The sequence below is a fragment of the Shewanella sp. GutCb genome (genome assembly GCF_002836135.1).
GTDB lineage: Bacteria > Pseudomonadota > Gammaproteobacteria > Enterobacterales > Shewanellaceae > Shewanella.
The window spans coordinates 69,713-87,592 of record NZ_PJBL01000016.1 but is presented as its reverse complement, the minus strand read 5'-3'; the positions used below and the strand labels follow the sequence as shown (position 1 = coordinate 87,592).

Sequence of the window (17,880 nt, the reverse complement as noted above, 5' to 3'; positions counted from 1 at the left end):
TTAGTCATAAAAAACGGACATATTAATGTCCGTTTTTTGTATCTATAGTTCACTGACTATCAGGGCTCTATTCCTTTTTTTGTTCGCTTGCTGCTGACGTTGACGTTTCATTATCTTGGTTATCTGCTTCTAGCTGTCTATGTTTAGCATTTCGTTGACTGAGTAACTGCCGCAGTTTTACTTTCGCTTTACGTCTATCAAAATCAGCACGTTTGAACGACAGTGCTCGTGATAGCAACATGCCTATGAGCCCAGCAATGATAAGCATCATCTGCTGTTGTTCCATGTTGATTTGATGCGCTTCTTTAATTTCGTTAAAAAAGTACTTTGGTTCTAGTCTCACTTCCACATATCCCAAGTTTTGACCGTCCTGAGACACGGACTCCACATACGGTGGATATTGCTCAAGCAGCAGTGCCATCTCCTCTGAATCAGCTTCGTAGTCTTCTTGGGTCACGCTTTGTGCGAAGGACAGCCTTACGCCATCTTCGCTAAAAATACTGGCAGACATCACTTTAGGGTCAAGTACTAAGGCGGTTGCCAGCCACTGCAGCTGTTCATCATTCTCTAATTGAAGTGCAGGGGCCGCGCCGTAGGCTGTTTGCTGCACTAATAATCTTGCCATCTTTTCGGTTTGGGACTTTAGAAGCTGTTGCCCTTGTAGTAGGCTAGTTTCCCACAGCTGATCCAGACCAATGAATAATGCGATAGCGACAAGGATCTGTAATATCCTGCTTATTCTATGGCTCTTTTTTAGGCCTTTTAAATAAAACACTGAAACCCTTAATTTATAGTGTACTCACTTAATCATAATTGATTATGTCGGTACTCGGTAGTTGGAGAATCATAACTAATGGACAATTCGAGTCAATCTACTGTTTTTGAATGGTTAAGCAGTGAAAGTAGCATGTCTTTTAACGCTGGGGAACAAAGATTTACTCGCCATGTTGAGGCTTATTTTCCAGCTCGTCATCATCGTTATCGGATCCTATTTTCCGATAGCCAACATCTAAGTCTCGTACAGAGTTGGTTATTGTCAAATACAGCAGAATTAAGCTTGGCGATGATCTCGCGAACAACAGGGCTGAATTGTATTGAGGTTTGCGCTCTTGAACCCTTAGTGTTTGTGACTTTAGCATCCTTGTCACAGCTTGAAGTATTTGAGATGAAAGCTGATGCGCCGGTATTAAATCAGCCGGGTTTGTTGGTCATGGACATGGATTCTACGGCGATTGAGATTGAGTGTATTGATGAACTTGCTGAAATGGCGGGTGTTGGTGCAGCCGTCGCCGCGGTTACCGAGCAAGCGATGCAAGGAGAACTCGATTTTGAAGAGAGCCTGCGCGCCCGAGTGGCTAAACTGACGAATGCCGATGCGAGCATTATTGATAAATTATGCGCTCAGCTGCCCTTGATGCCAGGATTAACGGAAACGATAACCGAGCTTAAACAGCACCAATGGCGTACTGTTGTGGCATCGGGTGGTTTTAGGCCTTTTGTTAATCATCTGCAGCAGCTGTTGGATCTCGATGCCGCCTTTGCCAATGAGTTAGATATTGCTGACGGAAAACTCAACGGCACCGTCTCTGGCCAAGTTGTCGATGCTCAGTTTAAAGCCGATTGTGTGGTTAACTGTGCACAGACGTGGGACATCGGCTCAGGCCAGAAAGTGGCGATTGGTGATGGTGCCAATGATATACCTATGATCAATATTGCAGATTTTGGCATCGCATATCACGCTAAGCCAAAACTCGCAGCAGTGGCTGATGCTAATATCAGCAAACTTAACCTTAAGGCTTTACCCTACTTATTTCAGCTTAAGTAAGCGAGTTAAAGCGGTATTTCACCGATAAACTGTCATAGACAAGCCTGCCAAAAATACTTGGTAGGCTTTTTTGTTTTATCGGTGTTTTAATCTATAGCTATCAACTTGATTAGCCATAAGCTTTCTATCATCACTTGTTTAAATGGTTAAGTTAGAGTTATTACTCTTGTTTTTTTGTTTTTACCTCAGTAGTTTAGTGGTTAAAAAAGCGAGTACTAAAGCGTGAATATCCAGCAAAAATCCCTCTATGTGCCATACAATCATGGTTATCTTCACTTAAGACAATTGATCCCCGTTAATGCTGATATGAGTAAGCCGCCCTTGTTAATGTTGCATGGCGCTATGTCTAATGGTCGGGTTTTTTACAGTGATTCGGGTAAAGGTCTTGGTTGCTACTTGGCGGAGTCTGGGGTGGTTGTTTACGTGCTTGATACGTTAGGTCGCGGCCGCAGTACCCCTAAACTTGGTCCAGGATTTAGTGCCGGGCAGGGGGAGGTTATTCGGGAGCAGTTACCGCTTATTCAGCAATATATTCTCGCTTTACATCCTAAAACAGATGTTGTCCATTGGTGTGGTCATTCATGGGGTGGGGTGTTGATGGCAAGCGCTATTGCACGATACGACTCTTTACAAGCGTCCGTGGCCTCGCTCGTCACTTTTGGCAGTAAGCGCCGGATCGAAGTTAAGTCTTTAAGCAAGTGGTTGCAAGTGGACTTGGTATGGAACAAACTCGCGCCCTTTATTGCTTGGCATCGTGGTTACCTGCCCGCTGATAAGTTAAAAATGGGCATGGATAATGAATCTAGAGCTTCTTTATTGCAAAGTATAGATTGGGTTCGGGGACATTGGATTGATCATGACGATGGCTTTGATTATAGCCAAGCGGCAAAAAATGCTAAGTGGCCAAAGTCTTGGTTTATTGCAGGCCAAGGGGATACCGTTTTGGGCAACCCAAGCGACGTGAAACGCATGATCAACGAATGCCAAATGCAACAGGTCGATTATACGCTTTTATGCCGTAAACATGGTTTTAAGCATGATTACGATCATGCGGGAATGTTGACCCATAAAGACGCGGTGCAAGATCACTTTCCCAGAGTGCGAGATTGGTACAGCCACTTAAACGGTTAATATTTTTGTTTAGCTGATCAACAGCCGCTAGTCTTCTGAGCTCATCAATGGCGCCAGCTTAAGTAATTCTGCTAAGTTGGCTGCCCCGAGTTTGTTCATCAGCTTTGATCTATGCACTTCAATGGTTCTAAGCGCAACACACAGCGAGTTTGACATCTGTTTGTTGGTGTTTCCTGCAATAATCAATTCAAAAATCTGGGTTTCACGTTCAGATAAGTGATTAATCATCTGCTGATTACTGAGCTGCCAATGCAGATGCACACTATGTTGTAGCCCTTTGGCAATCGATTGCGATAGTCGTTGGCCTTGCACGGGTTTCTGGAAAAAATCGAAAGCTCCATTCTTGAACGCATCTACTGCCATTGGCACATCACCGTGCCCCGTTAAAAAAATCACCGATAATGGGCTCTTAGCTTCGCTCAGCAGTTGCTGTACCTGTGGGCCGCTGAGACCCGGCATACGCGCATCTAAAATGACACAACCCGGTTGACTGAGATCAACTGTGGCTAGAAAGTCATTTCCAGTGTTGAAACTCATCATTTTGTAGCCATAGCCATCCATTAGGAAAGTGATGGCGTCAACGATAGCGTCATCATCATCCACAAGGTAGACAGGCCCATTGATTAACAGTGGCATTAGCGATCCTTTTTCACGTTTACGGCGTTAGTAAGATAAGTATCTCAGTTCACCACTTAATGCGAACATCTTTTTTACAAAGCATGATTCTCATCACGTTGAGCTTACATCGGGCTATCGTAAGCTTAAGCTTGATAATTCATGTGAGGCGAACTGTGTGTATCGGGTTTTATTTTGTTTATTGCTTTTGTGTAGCACTTCGAATGCTTGGGCACAGCCTCAAGCGCTATATGTTGGCGTATTATCTAATTGGGGAAACCAGCAAGCTCTCGAGCGCTGGACGCCAATGATGCAGTATTTAGATGAGCAGGTCCCCGGAACGCAGTTTCATGTTTATCCCGGTAATTTTGAAGCGCTTAACCTCGCAATGGAGTTAGGGCAGATCCAGTTTATTATTACTAATCCTGGTCAATATCTTTATCTTTCCAACCAATACCCATTATCTTGGCTGGCAACCATGCGTTCTCGGCGTCACAAGGGGGCTACATCGGCCATTGGTTCAGCCATTATCGTTAAAGCTGAAAGTAATTATCGCACTTTATATGACTTGAAAGACAAAGTCATCGCTGCGAGTGATCCTCATGCATTGGGCGGGTATCAGGCCACCGTCGGCTTAATGCACAAGTTGGGTATGGACGCTGAAGACTATTTTAAAGAGGTTAAGTTTTTAGGGTTTCCGTTGGACCCTTTATTATATCAAGTCCGAGATGGCAACGTTGACGCCGCTATTACACCGCTATGTACCTTTGAAGATATGGTCTCTCGCGGCCTCATTAACGCTGCTGACTTCCGTATTCTTAATCCGAGTCGACCAGATGGGTTTGATTGCCAATGCAGCACTCATCTTTATCCCAATTGGTCCTTTGCTACGAATGAAAGTGTCGGTATTCGTTTGAGTAAGCAGATCACCCAAGCTTTAATGGAGCTGCCAACTGAACACCCTGCAGCGATAAAGGCCCAGTTGATGGGCTGGACATCACCCATTAGTCAGCTCGCAGTGATCCAACTTTTTAGTGATTTACATATTAAAGGCACTGATAGTAGCCGTTGGGAGAGTGTGCAGAACTGGCTTAAAGATAATCGGCATTGGGGCATCTTCGCCATTTTTATTTTTGTGGTGGCAACCATCTATCATTTATGGATTGAATATCGGTTCCACCAAAAGAGTGAGTCGTTAATTGAGACAGAAAGGCAGCTAAAGCAACAAGCTATAACGCTTGAAAGATTACAAAGCGCCTCTATTATTGGTGAGATTGGTGCCGGTTTAGCGCATGAGATTAATCAGCCGATTGCTGCCATTACCAGTTATAGCGAAGGCGGTATTATGCGTCTTCAGGGAAATCAAACTGGCGATGTCGCCGCGAGTATCGAACTGCTGGAAAAAATTCATCGACAGTCCACTCGAGCTGGAGAGGTGGTGCACCGGATCCGTAGTTTACTTAAGCGCCGAGAGTCAGTCATGGCTGACGTCAATATTCTGAGTCTTGTGGATGAGTGTATTTCTCTGTTGAAGCTGGAATTACAACGCAGAGATATCCAAATTAATAAGCGTATTAAAGGTGAGCCATTCTTCATTACCGCCGATCGTGTAGGCTTGTTACAGGTATTAATTAACTTAACTAAAAACAGTATCGACGCCATTGCCGAAACCCAAGCATCAGGCAGAGGTGAGGTGACTATTGAACTGATATTTAAAGAATATCAAGTCGATGTCTTAGTTATTGATAATGGTACCGGCTTATCGCAGAACTCTGATTCTGTAATGGCTACTTTTTTTACCACCAAAGAGGATGGATTAGGCCTAGGGTTGGCTATTTGTAATGAGGTGGTCAGTGAGCACGATGGCGCATTCTCGTTAAAAACTCGGGACGACAAGCAGGCCGGCTGTATTGCCAAAATCAGCTTAAAAAAGAGGGGTTGTGAGCGAAAGGTTGAAAGTTGATTTTATATGTCTAACTGTATTTGATAACTGAAATATAACGATATGTGGTTTACCACAATAGACAAGTGAACCTCCTTTGTGGCGGTTGTTTTTCGAACTGTGAACCGCTTCACAAAGCTTACATCGTTAGTGTTGATATGTGGTTTACCACAATATTCAACGTTTAACACCTAGCAGACAATAGTGAAAAGTTTAGGGCGGATAGCTATTTAATCAAGCTAATTTAAGGTTGATTAACGTGGCTAGAACCTCCCCCTTCAACGCACTTAGTACCATTGTCTACTGGGAGAATAATCATGAAATTAGATCGGCGAACCTTTATCAAAGGGGCTGGAGCGGGCACCGCTGGTTGCGCACTCGCAACACTGCCTGGTTCTTTAGCTGCTCTAGGGCATTCCACATTGAAGGGCAGTGCAGAGTCTGTCGCCAGTATTTGTGAAATGTGCTCAACTCGCTGCCCGATTTCGGCTCGGGTCGTTAATGGCAAGAACGTCTCAATTCTGGGTAATAAAAATGCTAAATCTTACGGCGGCGCTGTATGTGCTCGTGGCGGAGCAGGGCATAGCCAGTTATATGATAAGCAACGCATTGTTAAGCCATTAAAACGCGTTGGCGAAAGAGGCGAGGGCAAATGGGCCGAGATTGAGTGGGAAGAAGCCTACGCTACAATTGCTGAAAACCTCAATAAAATTAAAGCTAAACACGGCGCCGAATCGGTTGCGTTCTCCTCTAAATCGGGTTCACTCTCAGGTCATCTATTTCACCTTGCTAAGGCATTTGGTAGTCCCAATACTTTTACTCACGCATCGACTTGCCCTGCGGGTTATGTGGTTGCAGCCAAAGCGATATTTGGCGGTAAAGTAAAGCGTGACTTAGGCAATTCAAAGTACATCATCAACTTTGGTCATAACCTCTATGAAGGCATAAACATGTCTGAAACGAGAGGCATGATGAATGCGCAAATGGAAAAAGGCGCCAAGCTTGTGGTGTTTGAACCGCGCTTTTCGATTGTGGCTGATAAGGCTGACGAATGGTATCCGATTAAACCAGGTACCGACGTTGCGGTAGCGTTAGCCATTTGTCACACTCTGATCGAAGACGACTTATACGACAAAGCGTTTGTCGCTGAGTTTGTGTCAGGTTTTGCTGAATTTGCTAAAGAAGTCAAAGCCTATACCCCAGAGTGGGCCGAATCAATCAGTGATGTTCCCGCTGAAGATATTCGCCGTATCACCCATGAGTACGCTGCTGCAGCGCCGCACGCACTCGTCGATTTTGGCCACCGTTCATCATTTACTACCGAAGAGTTTGAGATGCGCCGGGCGCTATATGCTGCCAATGTGTTGGTGGGTAATATCGAGCGCAAAGGTGGTTTGTACTTTGGTAAGAAAGCCTCTAAGTATAATAAGTTTGCTGGAGATAAAGTCGCCCCCACACTGGCAAAGCCAGGTGTCGAAGGTATGCCTAAACCTAAGGCCAAAAGAATCGACATGGTCGATGAACAATACGCGCTTATTTGGTCATCCGGTGGGGTGTATCAAACCATTCTTGATGCCACGTTAGAAGCTCAGCCTTATCAACTGCACGCTTGGGTAATGAGCCGTACCAATCCAATGCAGACCATGACAGACAGAGCTAGGGTCGTTAAAACGATGCAGAAGCTCGACTTTGTCGTCGCTTGTGACATTTATATTAGTGAAAGTGCAGCTTATGCTGATATTTTCCTACCAGAATCAACTTACCTAGAGCGCGACGAAGAGATAGTTGATAAGTCGGGTAAAAACCCAGCTTACTACGTGCGCCAAAAAGTCGTTGAAACGATAGGCAACACTAAGCCTAGCTGGCTTATATGGAAGGAGCTTGCTAACTCGTTGGGTCAAGGTCAATTCTTCCCTTGGGAGAACATGGAAACGCTGCAACTGTTTCAAGTCGACAAGAATGTGCCGCTACTCAATAAAATCAAGAGTGATGGCTGGGTAAGTTATGGCGAACCACTGTTGTTGCGTGAACCGGAAATGGTGAAGCAGTTTGCCAATACGTATCCAAATGCTATCGCAACTGATGCTGATGACACGTACGCAAGTCACCTCTCTTTTAAAACACCTTCAGGAAAGATTGAGCTCAGCTCTAACAAAGTCGAAAAGATGGCGCCGGGTCGCGGGGTGATCAAATACCGTGAAGTGACCATGAAAAAGGCGGACGAGTTGTTCTTCATTCAGGGCAAGGTTGCGGTACATACCAACGCGGCGACTCAAAACGTGCCGATGTTGGCGAGTTTGATGTCTGATAATGCGGTGTGGATCCATCCTATTACGGCTGGACTACTCAATATTTCCAGTGGTGACAAAATCAGAATCTACAACGATACCGGCAGCGAAGAGGGTCATGCCTTAGTCACCCCTGGTATTCGTCCTGACACTGTCTTTGCCTATATGGGTTGCGGTTCAAAGAACAAAGAGCTTGCGCGAGCGACCGGTAAAGGTGTGCATTGCGGTAACTTACTTCCCCACGTTACGTCTCCGGTGACAGGTATGAACCTGCATACTACCGGCGTCAAAATTGCCAAGATTTAATCGGAGATCATTATGACTAAGCGTTATGTTCTTGTGCACGATGAAAATAAGTGCATTGGCTGCCAAGCTTGCAACGTGGCTTGCCGCAGTGAAAATAATGTTCCTGAGTCGGTGACCCGGCTGCAGGTTCGAATTGAAGGGCCATATGGCAACTTCCCCCATTTACATTTTAAGTACAACCGTGTTTCGTGTGAGCAATGCGAAAATGCCCCTTGCGTTAAGGTTTGCCCTACGGGCGCAGCCTATGTCAACGACGATGGCATAGTGTCTATTAATGAAAACAAGTGTGTAGGTTGCCTATATTGTGTCGCAGCGTGTCCTTATAAAGTGCGCTTTATCAACCCTGAAACCCGGGTGCCAGATAAATGCGATTTCTGTAAAGAAAGTCGTTTAGCCCGGGGTGAACAACCTGCTTGCGTCACAGTGTGTCCAACTCAAGCGCTCACCTTTGGTGATGCTAATGACTTGACCTCTGAAGTGCGCAAGGTGTTAGACACTAAGCCTAGTTACCAACAGAAGGTAAATCTTGGTACAGAGCCAAGAGTTTATCGAATTCCAAGTCGTAGAGGAGGGATCAAAGCATGAACAATATATGGGGCTCAATGGAGCAATATGATCCCGTCGTTTGGAACTGGATCATCGCAGTATACCTATTCATGGCCGGGCTCTCTGCAGGCTCAATGTTGGTCGCTATCGGGCTAAAATGGTACAAGAAAAGCCGAGGCTTGCCGACAGAAGGTTTGCCGGTGATAAAAGCGGCCGCAATAGTGGCACCGGTATCTATCAGTTTAGGTATGGCGCTGTTAGTTTTGGATTTGACTAAGCCGTTCGAGTTTTATCATATCCTGCTTAACTACAACTTAACCTCGGTGATGGCTTGGGGGGTACTGGCGTTATTGGTCTATATTCCACTGGTGTTTGTGTTTGCCGCGTTAGTGTTTGAGAAGCAGGTTCTGAAATATGCACCATGGCTGGCTGGGATCCTAAAAGTCTGTCGTCAGCTTGAAAATAGTATCCATAAACTGATTTTTGTTTTGGCAATTGGAGTAGGTGCGTACACTGGCTTCTTATTATCGGCACTCATTAGCTATCCGATTTTGAACACTGCAATATTGCCAGCGCTATTTTTAACCTCGGCATTGTCAGCTGGTTCAGCAGGTAACGTGTTAGTGGCAACTCTGTTCTTTAGTAAAGAGAAGTCTGACTGTATTGACCAAGTTCATCGTATTGAATATCCAGTCGCTTTTAACGAAGCCCTCTGTTTAGTGCTGCTATTTGTTGGATTAAACTTTTCAGGTCCTGCAGCTCAAGGTGCTTTAGGTGCGATTACTCAAGGAGTATGGGCGAGTGTATTTTGGATTGGAGTGGTAGGACTTGGTCTGCTGGTGCCGGTACTGTCGAGCATCTTTGCACCTAAGTCTTGGCGCCATACCAAGGGATTTTTGATTACCGTTTCTTGTAGTACTATTTTAGGGGTACTCGCGCTTAGACACTTTGTGGTCTACGCCGGACAAAGTTATATCAGTTAATCGGTAGTCGATGTCAGTTGACGGGGAGACATCGTTTCAGCTGGCACTGTGACTGAAACAAAAAGCCCAAGCTATGCTTGGGCTTTTTATGATGTAAATTAACTTACTAAGGTAGAAGATTACGATAAGTTTTTGACTGCACTAGTGATTAATTCAGGGAAACGCAGTATTACCTCGCGGCTGATATCGAGTAGCTCACCCACACCAATAACGCGCCAGAGTTGTTCTTCTAGTTTTGTGCCCTTGTGCAGTGCGTGCATCTTTATGTATTCCCGTTCACGACGGATATAATCTAAGTCCGGTTTTCCGGTAGCGCCGCGATAAACCCGCAATGCCATAAACTCACCTAACTGTCGACTCTGCTGGATAAAGTGTAATAACTGAGCGGTATCTTTAAAATCTGAATCCGTAATACACAGAACGTCTACCTTGCCTTGCGACAGCCGAGAAATTTGCACATAAACTTCATAAAACGCTAGCCCATTCTGCGGCTTCATTGTACGGATCGGCACTATGATATCGCGCTTAAGCTTTCCGTCTTGGAACAGCGGTGCTAAGTCATATTCCAACGGTTTTTTACTGTTGCTAGCAAATATATTGGCGATAGGGTTTTGTTCAACACCAATCCCAACCGTAGAAATATAGGCCGATTTTACGGTTTTTTCTAGATAGAAAGGCACTGACACCAACTTGCGCATCAGCAGATTTTTCATACCATCGGCAAGCTCTTTTACATCATGGTTGTTTTCTGTGAGTTTCTGAAACTTGCTTTTATTGTGTTCAATTAAACGGTTAAGAAACTCAACGCCAACGTGTGGTGTATGGCCGACTTGCGCCGCAAGGTGCAAGGTGACGCCATTTTTTCGAGTGCGGATCAGTCGATAGGGTAATTGCTGCAGTACGACTTTACCTGCAATGGTTTGCAGTTTCGGAAAGCTGAGCCCGATAGGCAGAGCCTGATTAAACTCAACGGCAGTATCAGTGGTGATCTGCAGCCCTTTACTGGAGATATCTTGGGTGTAGGCGCTAGTACTGATATTTCCTTGACTCAATACCACTGGTGTCCTAAAGGCAAAACGCGCTTCATTACGGCGTTCGCTAAACTCCATAGAGACTTGTTTCAAACCCGGTAATGTTAATTTTTGCTGGCCAAACACTTTGAGCTCATTAACGTTGCAGTTGTTAAGGGATTTCCAGGTTTGATACTGCCCATTAGCAGCATGGTTGGTGACATCAATCAACTGAATAACATGCGTAAATGCGGCCAGTTGAGCTTCGGTCAATGCATTATAACTGGCGTCATCGCCCGGCAATAGGCTAGCTCTGTAAGCTTGGTTGTGATCGATTGTTTGGCGCGCAACATGAAATATCCGCCAACTGGGTTTTGTCGCGCCAAAGCTGAAAAAGAGTGCTTGTAGCTGTTTACCTTGCAACTCTGCGAGAGTGGCTGAATAAAAGTATTTGCCCCCTTGTGCTTGAAAGGTAAAACAAAATAGCTGGCTATGCGGACTGGTTTCATCGGCGCCGATGATAGCGTGCAGTCTTGATGGCGTTAACAGCGCATTTATTTGGCTAATGCCAGATTCATCTTTAAAGTACTGTGAAATCGCCTGATTATCTCGCCCCAACAACATATGTGTTGGTTGATATAGAGGGGCATCATCAGCGGATGACTCAAGCTTTTTATCTTCGATAAATAGCGCAAGATGAGGTATGTGCGGTAAGTAGTGCCGTTCAAAACCTAAGCCTCTAGTCGTGACCAGCACATCATTAACATCGACTTTATAGCGATACTTATGGCCTCTGATGAGCTTTCTGAGCATGTCAGCCAAGGCGTCACTGCCTGATATTCGTTTGAGCCTTAGCCAGCTATATTCTTGATTACCTTCAATATCGACAATCTCATATTCAACACCTTGTTGTAGATCTTGGTGGTAATAATCATCGCTAAGCTCGAGTAGTTTGATTTTTATAGGCTGTTTTACATTGAGTGTCTGCTTGGCTGGCAGACGAATTCTTGCGCCGCCGACCGATAGATCAACGGTGATCCCCAGATATTGCTGCATCGTTTGGGATACTTCAATTTTCATGCTGTAATTCATGCGCTCTTCGCAACGTGCAAAGTAGCTGCCCAATACAATGCCTTGCGCGATATAAGGGGCATCGACAGGGCTTACCTCAATATCTGCATTGGTGCGTGCTTTTAGTACGCGGGCTTTATGGGCGGCAATCACTTGCTCATAAACCCCTAGGGTATATTGCTCTCGATAAAGGGCTAATGCCTCTAAAAAATTGGCTTTTGTAGCTTGATCAATAAAATGGGTTTGCGTACCAAACTCGAAAGTTTCGCATTCAAGATCTGTTTTGTTGCGTAAGTCGATGACTCGAGCACAGCTGGATGCAAGCCTATTAAGCTCCATCTTGAGGAGAAATCGAGTCGAATTTGACTCTTCTGCTGTTAGTTGCTCAAACAGGGCATGGAAATTGGGTTCCATTAGCAAAGGCGTCAGTTGTTCTATTAGCGCATTATGCAGATCTAAACTCATCTATTACTTCTTTTTGGATGCTTATTGGACCAATGGCTGATAGGCTCATTGGCAAGTTTTTGTGGAATAAACCCAATTTACAGTACTATCTTCCTTGTACCCTTAGCTATCGGCTGAAAACGCCGATACTTTATCGACTTTATACTACCTAGAAAGAATCATGGCAAAGAATAAAACAGCTTACGTATGTAATGAATGTGGTCAAGACTTTCCTCGCTGGCAGGGCCAATGTAGCGCTTGCCAAGAGTGGAATACCATTAGTGAAATAAAGATCTCTACCGCAAAACCCACCACTGCAACCCGTTTAGGTTACGCAGGCTCTGTGGGCGGCGGTTCTAAAAAGCTGAACGAGATAGAAGAGGTCGATGCGGAAAAGAGATTGACTGGCATTGGCGAGCTAGACCGGGTGTTGTGCGGTGGCCTAACAACAGGTTCAGTCAATATTATCTCTGGCGATCCGGGTGCGGGTAAAACGACCTTGCTCTCTGATTTAGTCTCGCGTATGTCGCAATCAATGCCGTCGCTTTATTGTACCGCAGAAGAATCATTGTCGCAGTTTAAGAATCGCGTGAACCGTTTAAAGCTCAATTGTAATGAAGACAACCTTTACCTTATGGCTGAAACCAGTGTTGAAGCGATTATTGCTGAGTTAGAAGCGAAGCAGGTGAAGTTTGCGGTGATTGACTCTATTCAAGCCGTAGTCACTGAAATGGCTAACGGTAGCCCTGGTTCCCCTTCACAAGTGAAGGGCAGCGCACAGGCACTGACGCAGTATTGTAAACAAAACAATGTCACCATGTTTTTGGTCGCTCACGTGAACAAGAATAATGAAACGGCAGGGCCACAAACCCTGATCCACATTGTTGACTGTTTAACGCATATTGAGTGTAACGATGGTCAAATTCGTACGCTTAGAGCTAACAAAAACCGTTTTGGTGATGTCGATACCGTGGGTATTTTTCGCATGACTGAGCGCGGCATGTTGAGTGTCGATAACCCGAGTGAAATATTCCTTTCTGGCTCGAGTACCGATTCCGCAGGTGCCGCTATTACCTGTATTCGAAAGGGCAATCGCAATTTGTTGCTTGAAATCCAGTGTCTAACCACTGAAACCGAGGGTGAGTTTCCGCAGCGAGTCTGCGTCGGGCTCAATATGAATCGGATTAAGATGTTAACTGGGATTTTACGTAAGCATACCAAAACCAAGATTTTCCACGACACTTACTTTAACTTAGTCGGTGGCTTAAAAATTGATGAGTCTGAAACCTGCATCGATCTTGCGTTGGTTGCGGCTTTACTGAGTAGTTTAAACGATTTTATTGTGCCGAGAACGACTTGCATCATGGGCGAGCTGAGTCTTAATGGTGACGTTAGGCCGATAGACAGTGGTGTGCCTAGAGTGAAAGAAGCGGTGCAGCATGGCTTTACCGAAATCTATATCCCCTTTAGGAACTACCATAAATCGATGGAAGGGCTAGGGGCAACAATTCACTCTGTTAAAACCATTCATGAGCTCATTGAACTTATCAATTAGTGATGCATTTATGAGAAATGCATCCATGGGAAGTACCACCCTGAAAAGTGGTTATTTCCCTTGGTTGTGTGTATCAATAAATAGGGCAAGTTCTCGGTCGAGTAAGCTAGGGTCACCGACATTGAGCTCTATCAATCTTCTCAGGTGGCTAATACTTTCAACATCAATATGGCTGCAAGCCAAGCCTAATAGATTGTCTTTTTGATGCACAAGCTGGGTATCCATATGCACCTGAATGTCGGAATCAGCAATAAAAAAACTCAGCTGGAGTTGTTGGCTGCTTGGTGCAAACTGCGGTGGTAATTCAATGAGGGCACCATTGAGACTGATATTAAATAGCGTTGTTTGCCATACTTTATCTTTGCATTTCACCTGGGCTTGATTGGCAAATGAAACTCGTGAAAACTGTCGTCTTTCATCCATAGTGACTCCCTTCTAAATCTTCCATTTTGCACTTGAATAGTGTTTTAGATTATTTCTAAAGTGCTTTTATATATTATAAGTTAACTCAACTCAACGTTAGAGAAAGGAATTACTCCTATTTAGGCGTAACTTCATTATAAAGTGCATAACATGTTATTTAAGTGGTGCGTTCTAACACGTAAGATTGCTGCTTAATGGCAGGTAACCCTTTTAAAATAATGGCGATGGTGACGAGCTGATAAGCGATACCTGACCAAGAATGCAGGTGTACCGATAATGTGAGGTTTAACAGATTACTGATCAGCAAGGCATAACGTAGTCGGGTTGAACTGCAATAAAAAAGCGCGTAGCTCATTAAGACTGCAGCAGCAACCGCCGCCCATTCAGACCAATGTTCAGCCCAAATAAGACCTTGTGTCACTGCTAACGCTGAAAACACTAAGGGCAATAGTGTGATACGCCAACCGCAGCGTGCTTTTTCGCTACGGCAAGTCGCAAAGCGGCCAATATTAAGTAGCTGATTCATCATCCCTAAGGTACTGCCAAGCAGGCCTAAGTGAATAGCGGTTAAGCCGGATGCTAAAAGATTACCTGATAATAATTTTCGGTCGCATAACTGGGCATTTGCCCACCAACCAATGGTCATCGACACAAAGCCTAATGCCTGAACCCAAAGTAAAGCTTGATGTGATAACTCGAACACTAAATGACCAACAATAACGACAACATTAAACCGGCAGCTATTGTCGTTTTTTTAGCCGTTCAAATTGTGACCTCATCGTCACTTTAGCATTTGCTTTATCATACTTCGCTCTAACTTGTGATCTGGGTCACGTTTTCGGGTCTGTTAAAAACCAGGGCCTAAGTTAACGTTCCACGCAACGTCTTCTGGACCCTTGGCAACATCCATTCCCATATGTAAGCCATAACGCTGGGCAATGGTGTATCTAAAGCCAACAGCATTAGCATTTTGCTCATCGTTACCTCACTCTCACCACTGTCTTAGCTTGCCTATAAAAGACTACTGTCTCCTGCGTGGCATTCCCGGCATCAAAATAGTCATCAATCGGGCCAAATAAATCGATAGTGTAGTAAGTAATAGCGCAATTATTTTACTGTTCATCAGGTTATTTGATCCCTCATTGACCAATGATGGTTATAGGGGGAGAGTGCAAAAATGTTCCAATAAGTTGTTTGAGTTGGGTCGGATTGGTAGTCAAGAGAGTTGGTAAAACAAAACGGCTATTTTCTGCTAATATGCGCGCAAGCCATCTGGTGCTGAATAGAACGACTTTAAGGAATATGCTGGTGTCTTTTTCATCCCTATTATTAAGCGATACTTTACTTAGCGTACTCACGCAAAAAGGCTATATCGAACCAACGCCAATCCAATTGGCTGCGATTCCAGTCATTTTAGCGGGTCAGGATCTGATGGCCAGTGCTCAGACTGGCACCGGAAAAACGGCTGCATTTACCTTACCCTTGCTGCAAAAGTTAATCGAGAAAACTGAAACTTGCCAGCAAAAGGTACTACGGGTATTAGTGCTGGTGCCAACAAGAGAACTTGCGTTACAGGTTAATAAGAGTATTGCTGAATATGGTGCCAACACCGCAGTCAAGAGTACGGTGATTTATGGTGGTGTCAGCATTGATGCTCAGGCTCAAAAGTTAGCCGATGGCATCGATATTGTGGTGGCAACGCCTGGGCGTTTACTTGATCACCTGCGTCGAGGTTCTTTGTCGCTATCTGCAATAGAAACATTGGTGTTTGACGAAGCCGATAGAATGCTGGATATGGGGTTTATGGATGAAATTAATGCCATATTAAAACAGTTGCCACCACAGCGGCAGACACTGCTTTTTTCAGCAACGTTTTCGAAAGTTATTTTTGAGCTGAGTAAAAGATTGTTGCAGCAACCGATCAGGGTTGAAGCCAATCAAGCCAACAGCACCGCGGATAATGTTGAACAGATTGTTTATGCGGTAGATAGCGATAGAAAACCTGAGCTGATAAGCCACCTGATTAACAAAGGTCAATGGCAACAGGTGTTGATATTTAGTCGTAAGAAGCAGACCGTCGATACGATTAGCCAAAAGCTGATTGTAGCAGGCGTTGAAGCCAAAGCACTGCATGGCGATTTGAGCCAAGGTGCTAGAGAGCAAGTGCTCAACGATTTTAAGATGGGAAAAATCAAGGCGCTGGTGGCCACTGATGTTGCCGCTCGTGGGCTGGATATTATAGCGCTTGATTATGTGATTAATTATGAACTGCCCTTTATTGCAGAAGACTATATTCACCGTATTGGTCGTACAGGCCGCGCAGGTAATAAGGGCAAAGCAATAACGCTGTACAGTGAAGATGATGCGCTGTTACTTGAGGAGCTTGAATCGTTATTGGATAAACGTCTGCCGCAGCAGTGGTTAGCGGGCTTTGAGCCTGATCTTACCAAGGTTGAACCTGTAACACGCAAAAACAGTAAATCGGCACAAAGGCAGCGCGCCAAAAAGCGCGCATTAGCGGGTAGCAAGCGCGGACGTTAAAGTTTCATTTATTTGCGGTGGTGATGACCGTTCAGTGATATTTCTGACATTATAGTGACATTTTCTATCTGACCGACACGGACATGGGGAATGCTTGAGTGATATCTGAAATATCATAAGCCTTATGGGTCAGATGTCAGCGAACGGCTTATCTCTTGAAAGCGATGCCCACGCCGAGTGAGCATACGGACGTTGCTTTACAAGGAGTCTTAACGGACTTAGGTAACCTCGATGTGGATGATGGTTATCTGTTGGCACAGTGTGTTATTTAAAGTCTGAGCATTTTATAGAAGAGTACATTATTCAGACCAATACCAACTGGTCACATTATAGCGATATTCATCGGTATATTCAGCATTCAGCTTTTCCACCCAGTGTTCAGAGCCCTTTGAAGAGGGGTCAAACAAAATACAGCGGTTATATAAAGGCGCAATACTAATAGGCTGATTATTCTTACCTATAAAAGTAAGTTCACCTCCTGCATTGTTGTGCCACTCTTTATTTAAATACACCAACATACAGATCTCTCTTCCGGGAGAGTCATCCGCGTGCAGTTCAACAAAGTCGGCAGCGCCTAAGCGAAAATAATTGGTATTGATTAGAGGGTCAGCCACATTCATATCGGTTATCGTCACATTAAAAATACGTGATAACAGCGACATAAACTCATCCCCGCGCAAAAATGACAAAAAAGCCTGAGCTATATTGGTAGAGTCGTTGTTGGAACTCGCCGCTGCACGTTGCCAAACATCTCGCTGTACAAAGCGTTGCTCTGTGGTCGTATTTTCCCATTGGAGGTTATCGACATATAAAGCAGAATAAGTATGTTTTTGAGTTTGCCAGTCATGCGGTTGCTGCAACACCTTTATTACGTCATCGAGTCTGTCTTTATCAAATAAGTTATCAATCACGATATGATTGGGACAAGAGCTCAATAAAGACTCTCGATATGCAACTATCCTTGAATCGATTAGCTGTTTTTCATTTAACCACATTAAAACTACCCGCTTGTATCTTTAGAGCATCAGCTAAAGATTTGATAATACAGGGTTGAACAATAATTCCCTATTACTGGTTATTGTCTTTTGTTTTTTAAGCTGCGACGGAACGGTTTAATAACAGCAAAGGTCGTGTTGCTTCGCCCACACCAGAGCCAAGGGTCAAAGCGCTTGCGCCCCTTGGCAATCCCTCAGCGCCCCG

14 protein-coding genes are annotated in these 17,880 nt (G+C 44.6%); 8 read left to right on the top strand and 6 right to left on the bottom strand.

The genetic code is table 11. The features are described from left to right. Window positions 1-67: 67 nt before the first annotated feature. Window positions 68-775 carry a YtjB family periplasmic protein gene (locus CXF86_RS08900; RefSeq protein ID WP_101090013.1) on the bottom strand — a complete coding sequence of 236 codons (708 nt, stop codon included), beginning with the start codon at window positions 773-775 and terminating at the stop codon, window positions 68-70. A gap of 78 nt (window positions 776-853) precedes the next feature. On the opposite strand from CXF86_RS08900, the gene serB reads away from it, so the two are divergent. Both serB and CXF86_RS08890 read left to right on the top strand, forming a co-directional pair. Beyond that, window positions 854-1,825, top strand: a complete 972-nt coding sequence (gene serB / locus CXF86_RS08895) for a phosphoserine phosphatase SerB (protein ID WP_102038809.1) — start codon at window positions 854-856, stop codon at window positions 1,823-1,825. 222 nt (window positions 1,826-2,047) lie between these two features. Further along, window positions 2,048-2,956 (top strand): alpha/beta fold hydrolase, encoded by a 909-nt coding sequence (locus CXF86_RS08890; protein ID WP_101090015.1) that lies wholly within the window; start codon window positions 2,048-2,050, stop codon window positions 2,954-2,956. Between the two features lie 27 nt (window positions 2,957-2,983). On the opposite strand, the gene CXF86_RS08885 is transcribed toward CXF86_RS08890, so the two are convergent. Beyond that, the gene (locus CXF86_RS08885; RefSeq protein WP_101090016.1) at window positions 2,984-3,592 is read right to left on the bottom strand and encodes a response regulator transcription factor; all 609 of its coding nucleotides are present in this window, start codon (window positions 3,590-3,592) and stop codon (window positions 2,984-2,986) included. Between the two features lie 157 nt (window positions 3,593-3,749). Here CXF86_RS08885 and CXF86_RS08880 point away from each other — a divergent pair, with 157 nt between their 5' ends. The 4 genes from CXF86_RS08880 (at window position 3,750) to nrfD (ending at window position 9,636) form a co-directional block, all read left to right on the top strand. Next, window positions 3,750-5,534, top strand: a complete 1,785-nt coding sequence (locus tag CXF86_RS08880; protein WP_102038808.1) for a sensor histidine kinase — start codon at window positions 3,750-3,752, stop codon at window positions 5,532-5,534. A gap of 296 nt (window positions 5,535-5,830) precedes the next feature. Further along, window positions 5,831-8,107 carry a thiosulfate reductase PhsA gene (gene phsA / locus CXF86_RS08875; RefSeq protein ID WP_180961037.1) on the top strand — a complete coding sequence of 759 codons (2,277 nt, stop codon included), beginning with the start codon at window positions 5,831-5,833 and terminating at the stop codon, window positions 8,105-8,107. A gap of 12 nt (window positions 8,108-8,119) precedes the next feature. Continuing rightward, window positions 8,120-8,692 carry a 4Fe-4S dicluster domain-containing protein gene (locus tag CXF86_RS08870; RefSeq protein ID WP_101090018.1) on the top strand — a complete coding sequence of 191 codons (573 nt, stop codon included), beginning with the start codon at window positions 8,120-8,122 and terminating at the stop codon, window positions 8,690-8,692. Further along, the gene (gene nrfD / locus CXF86_RS08865; protein ID WP_101090019.1) at window positions 8,689-9,636 is read left to right on the top strand and encodes an NrfD/PsrC family molybdoenzyme membrane anchor subunit; all 948 of its coding nucleotides are present in this window, start codon (window positions 8,689-8,691) and stop codon (window positions 9,634-9,636) included. The genes CXF86_RS08870 and nrfD overlap by 4 nt, the downstream gene beginning before the upstream one ends. A 119-nt stretch (window positions 9,637-9,755) precedes the next feature. On the opposite strand, the gene CXF86_RS08860 is transcribed toward nrfD, so the two are convergent. Further along, window positions 9,756-12,182: a PilZ domain-containing protein gene (locus CXF86_RS08860; RefSeq protein WP_102038807.1), complete on the bottom strand. Its 2,427-nt coding sequence runs from the start codon at window positions 12,180-12,182 to the stop codon at window positions 9,756-9,758. A gap of 160 nt (window positions 12,183-12,342) precedes the next feature. On the opposite strand from CXF86_RS08860, the gene radA reads away from it, so the two are divergent. Then, a complete protein-coding gene (radA, locus tag CXF86_RS08855) occupies window positions 12,343-13,716 on the top strand; it encodes a DNA repair protein RadA (protein WP_101090021.1) in 1,374 nt (457 codons plus the stop codon). A 51-nt stretch (window positions 13,717-13,767) separates the two neighbouring features. On the opposite strand, the gene CXF86_RS08850 is transcribed toward radA, so the two are convergent. Together CXF86_RS08850 and CXF86_RS08845 are read right to left on the bottom strand one after the other, a co-directional pair. Continuing rightward, window positions 13,768-14,139 (bottom strand): PilZ domain-containing protein, encoded by a 372-nt coding sequence (locus tag CXF86_RS08850; RefSeq protein ID WP_101090022.1) that lies wholly within the window; start codon window positions 14,137-14,139, stop codon window positions 13,768-13,770. Between the two features lie 157 nt (window positions 14,140-14,296). Next, window positions 14,297-14,842 carry a YgjV family protein gene (locus CXF86_RS08845; RefSeq protein ID WP_101090023.1) on the bottom strand — a complete coding sequence of 182 codons (546 nt, stop codon included), beginning with the start codon at window positions 14,840-14,842 and terminating at the stop codon, window positions 14,297-14,299. A 605-nt stretch (window positions 14,843-15,447) separates the two neighbouring features. Between CXF86_RS08845 and CXF86_RS08840 the strand changes: the two genes are divergently transcribed. Beyond that, window positions 15,448-16,680, top strand: a complete 1,233-nt coding sequence (locus CXF86_RS08840) for a DEAD/DEAH box helicase (protein WP_180961036.1) — start codon at window positions 15,448-15,450, stop codon at window positions 16,678-16,680. 299 nt (window positions 16,681-16,979) lie between these two features. On the opposite strand, the gene CXF86_RS08835 is transcribed toward CXF86_RS08840, so the two are convergent. Beyond that, complete coding sequence (locus CXF86_RS08835) at window positions 16,980-17,675, bottom strand: 2OG-Fe(II) oxygenase (protein WP_101090025.1); 696 nt, start codon at window positions 17,673-17,675, stop codon at window positions 16,980-16,982. Window positions 17,676-17,880: the final 205 nt, after the last annotated feature.

Bases quoted from the DNA above. Each gene is read 5' to 3' on its own strand.
- phsA (WP_180961037.1), top strand. From the start codon at position 5,831: ATGAAATTAGATCGGCGAACCTTTATCAAAGGGGCTGGAGCGGGCACC.
- nrfD (WP_101090019.1), top strand. From the start codon at position 8,689: ATGAACAATATATGGGGCTCAATGGAGCAATATGATCCCGTCGTTTGG.
- radA (WP_101090021.1), top strand. From the start codon at position 12,343: ATGGCAAAGAATAAAACAGCTTACGTATGTAATGAATGTGGTCAAGAC.
- CXF86_RS08850 (WP_101090022.1), bottom strand. From the start codon at position 14,139: ATGGATGAAAGACGACAGTTTTCACGAGTTTCATTTGCCAATCAAGCC.
- CXF86_RS08870 (WP_101090018.1), top strand. From the start codon at position 8,120: ATGACTAAGCGTTATGTTCTTGTGCACGATGAAAATAAGTGCATTGGC.
- CXF86_RS08835 (WP_101090025.1), bottom strand. From the start codon at position 17,675: ATGTGGTTAAATGAAAAACAGCTAATCGATTCAAGGATAGTTGCATAT.
- CXF86_RS08860 (WP_102038807.1), bottom strand. From the start codon at position 12,182: ATGAGTTTAGATCTGCATAATGCGCTAATAGAACAACTGACGCCTTTG.
- serB (WP_102038809.1), top strand. From the start codon at position 854: ATGGACAATTCGAGTCAATCTACTGTTTTTGAATGGTTAAGCAGTGAA.
- CXF86_RS08885 (WP_101090016.1), bottom strand. From the start codon at position 3,592: ATGCCACTGTTAATCAATGGGCCTGTCTACCTTGTGGATGATGATGAC.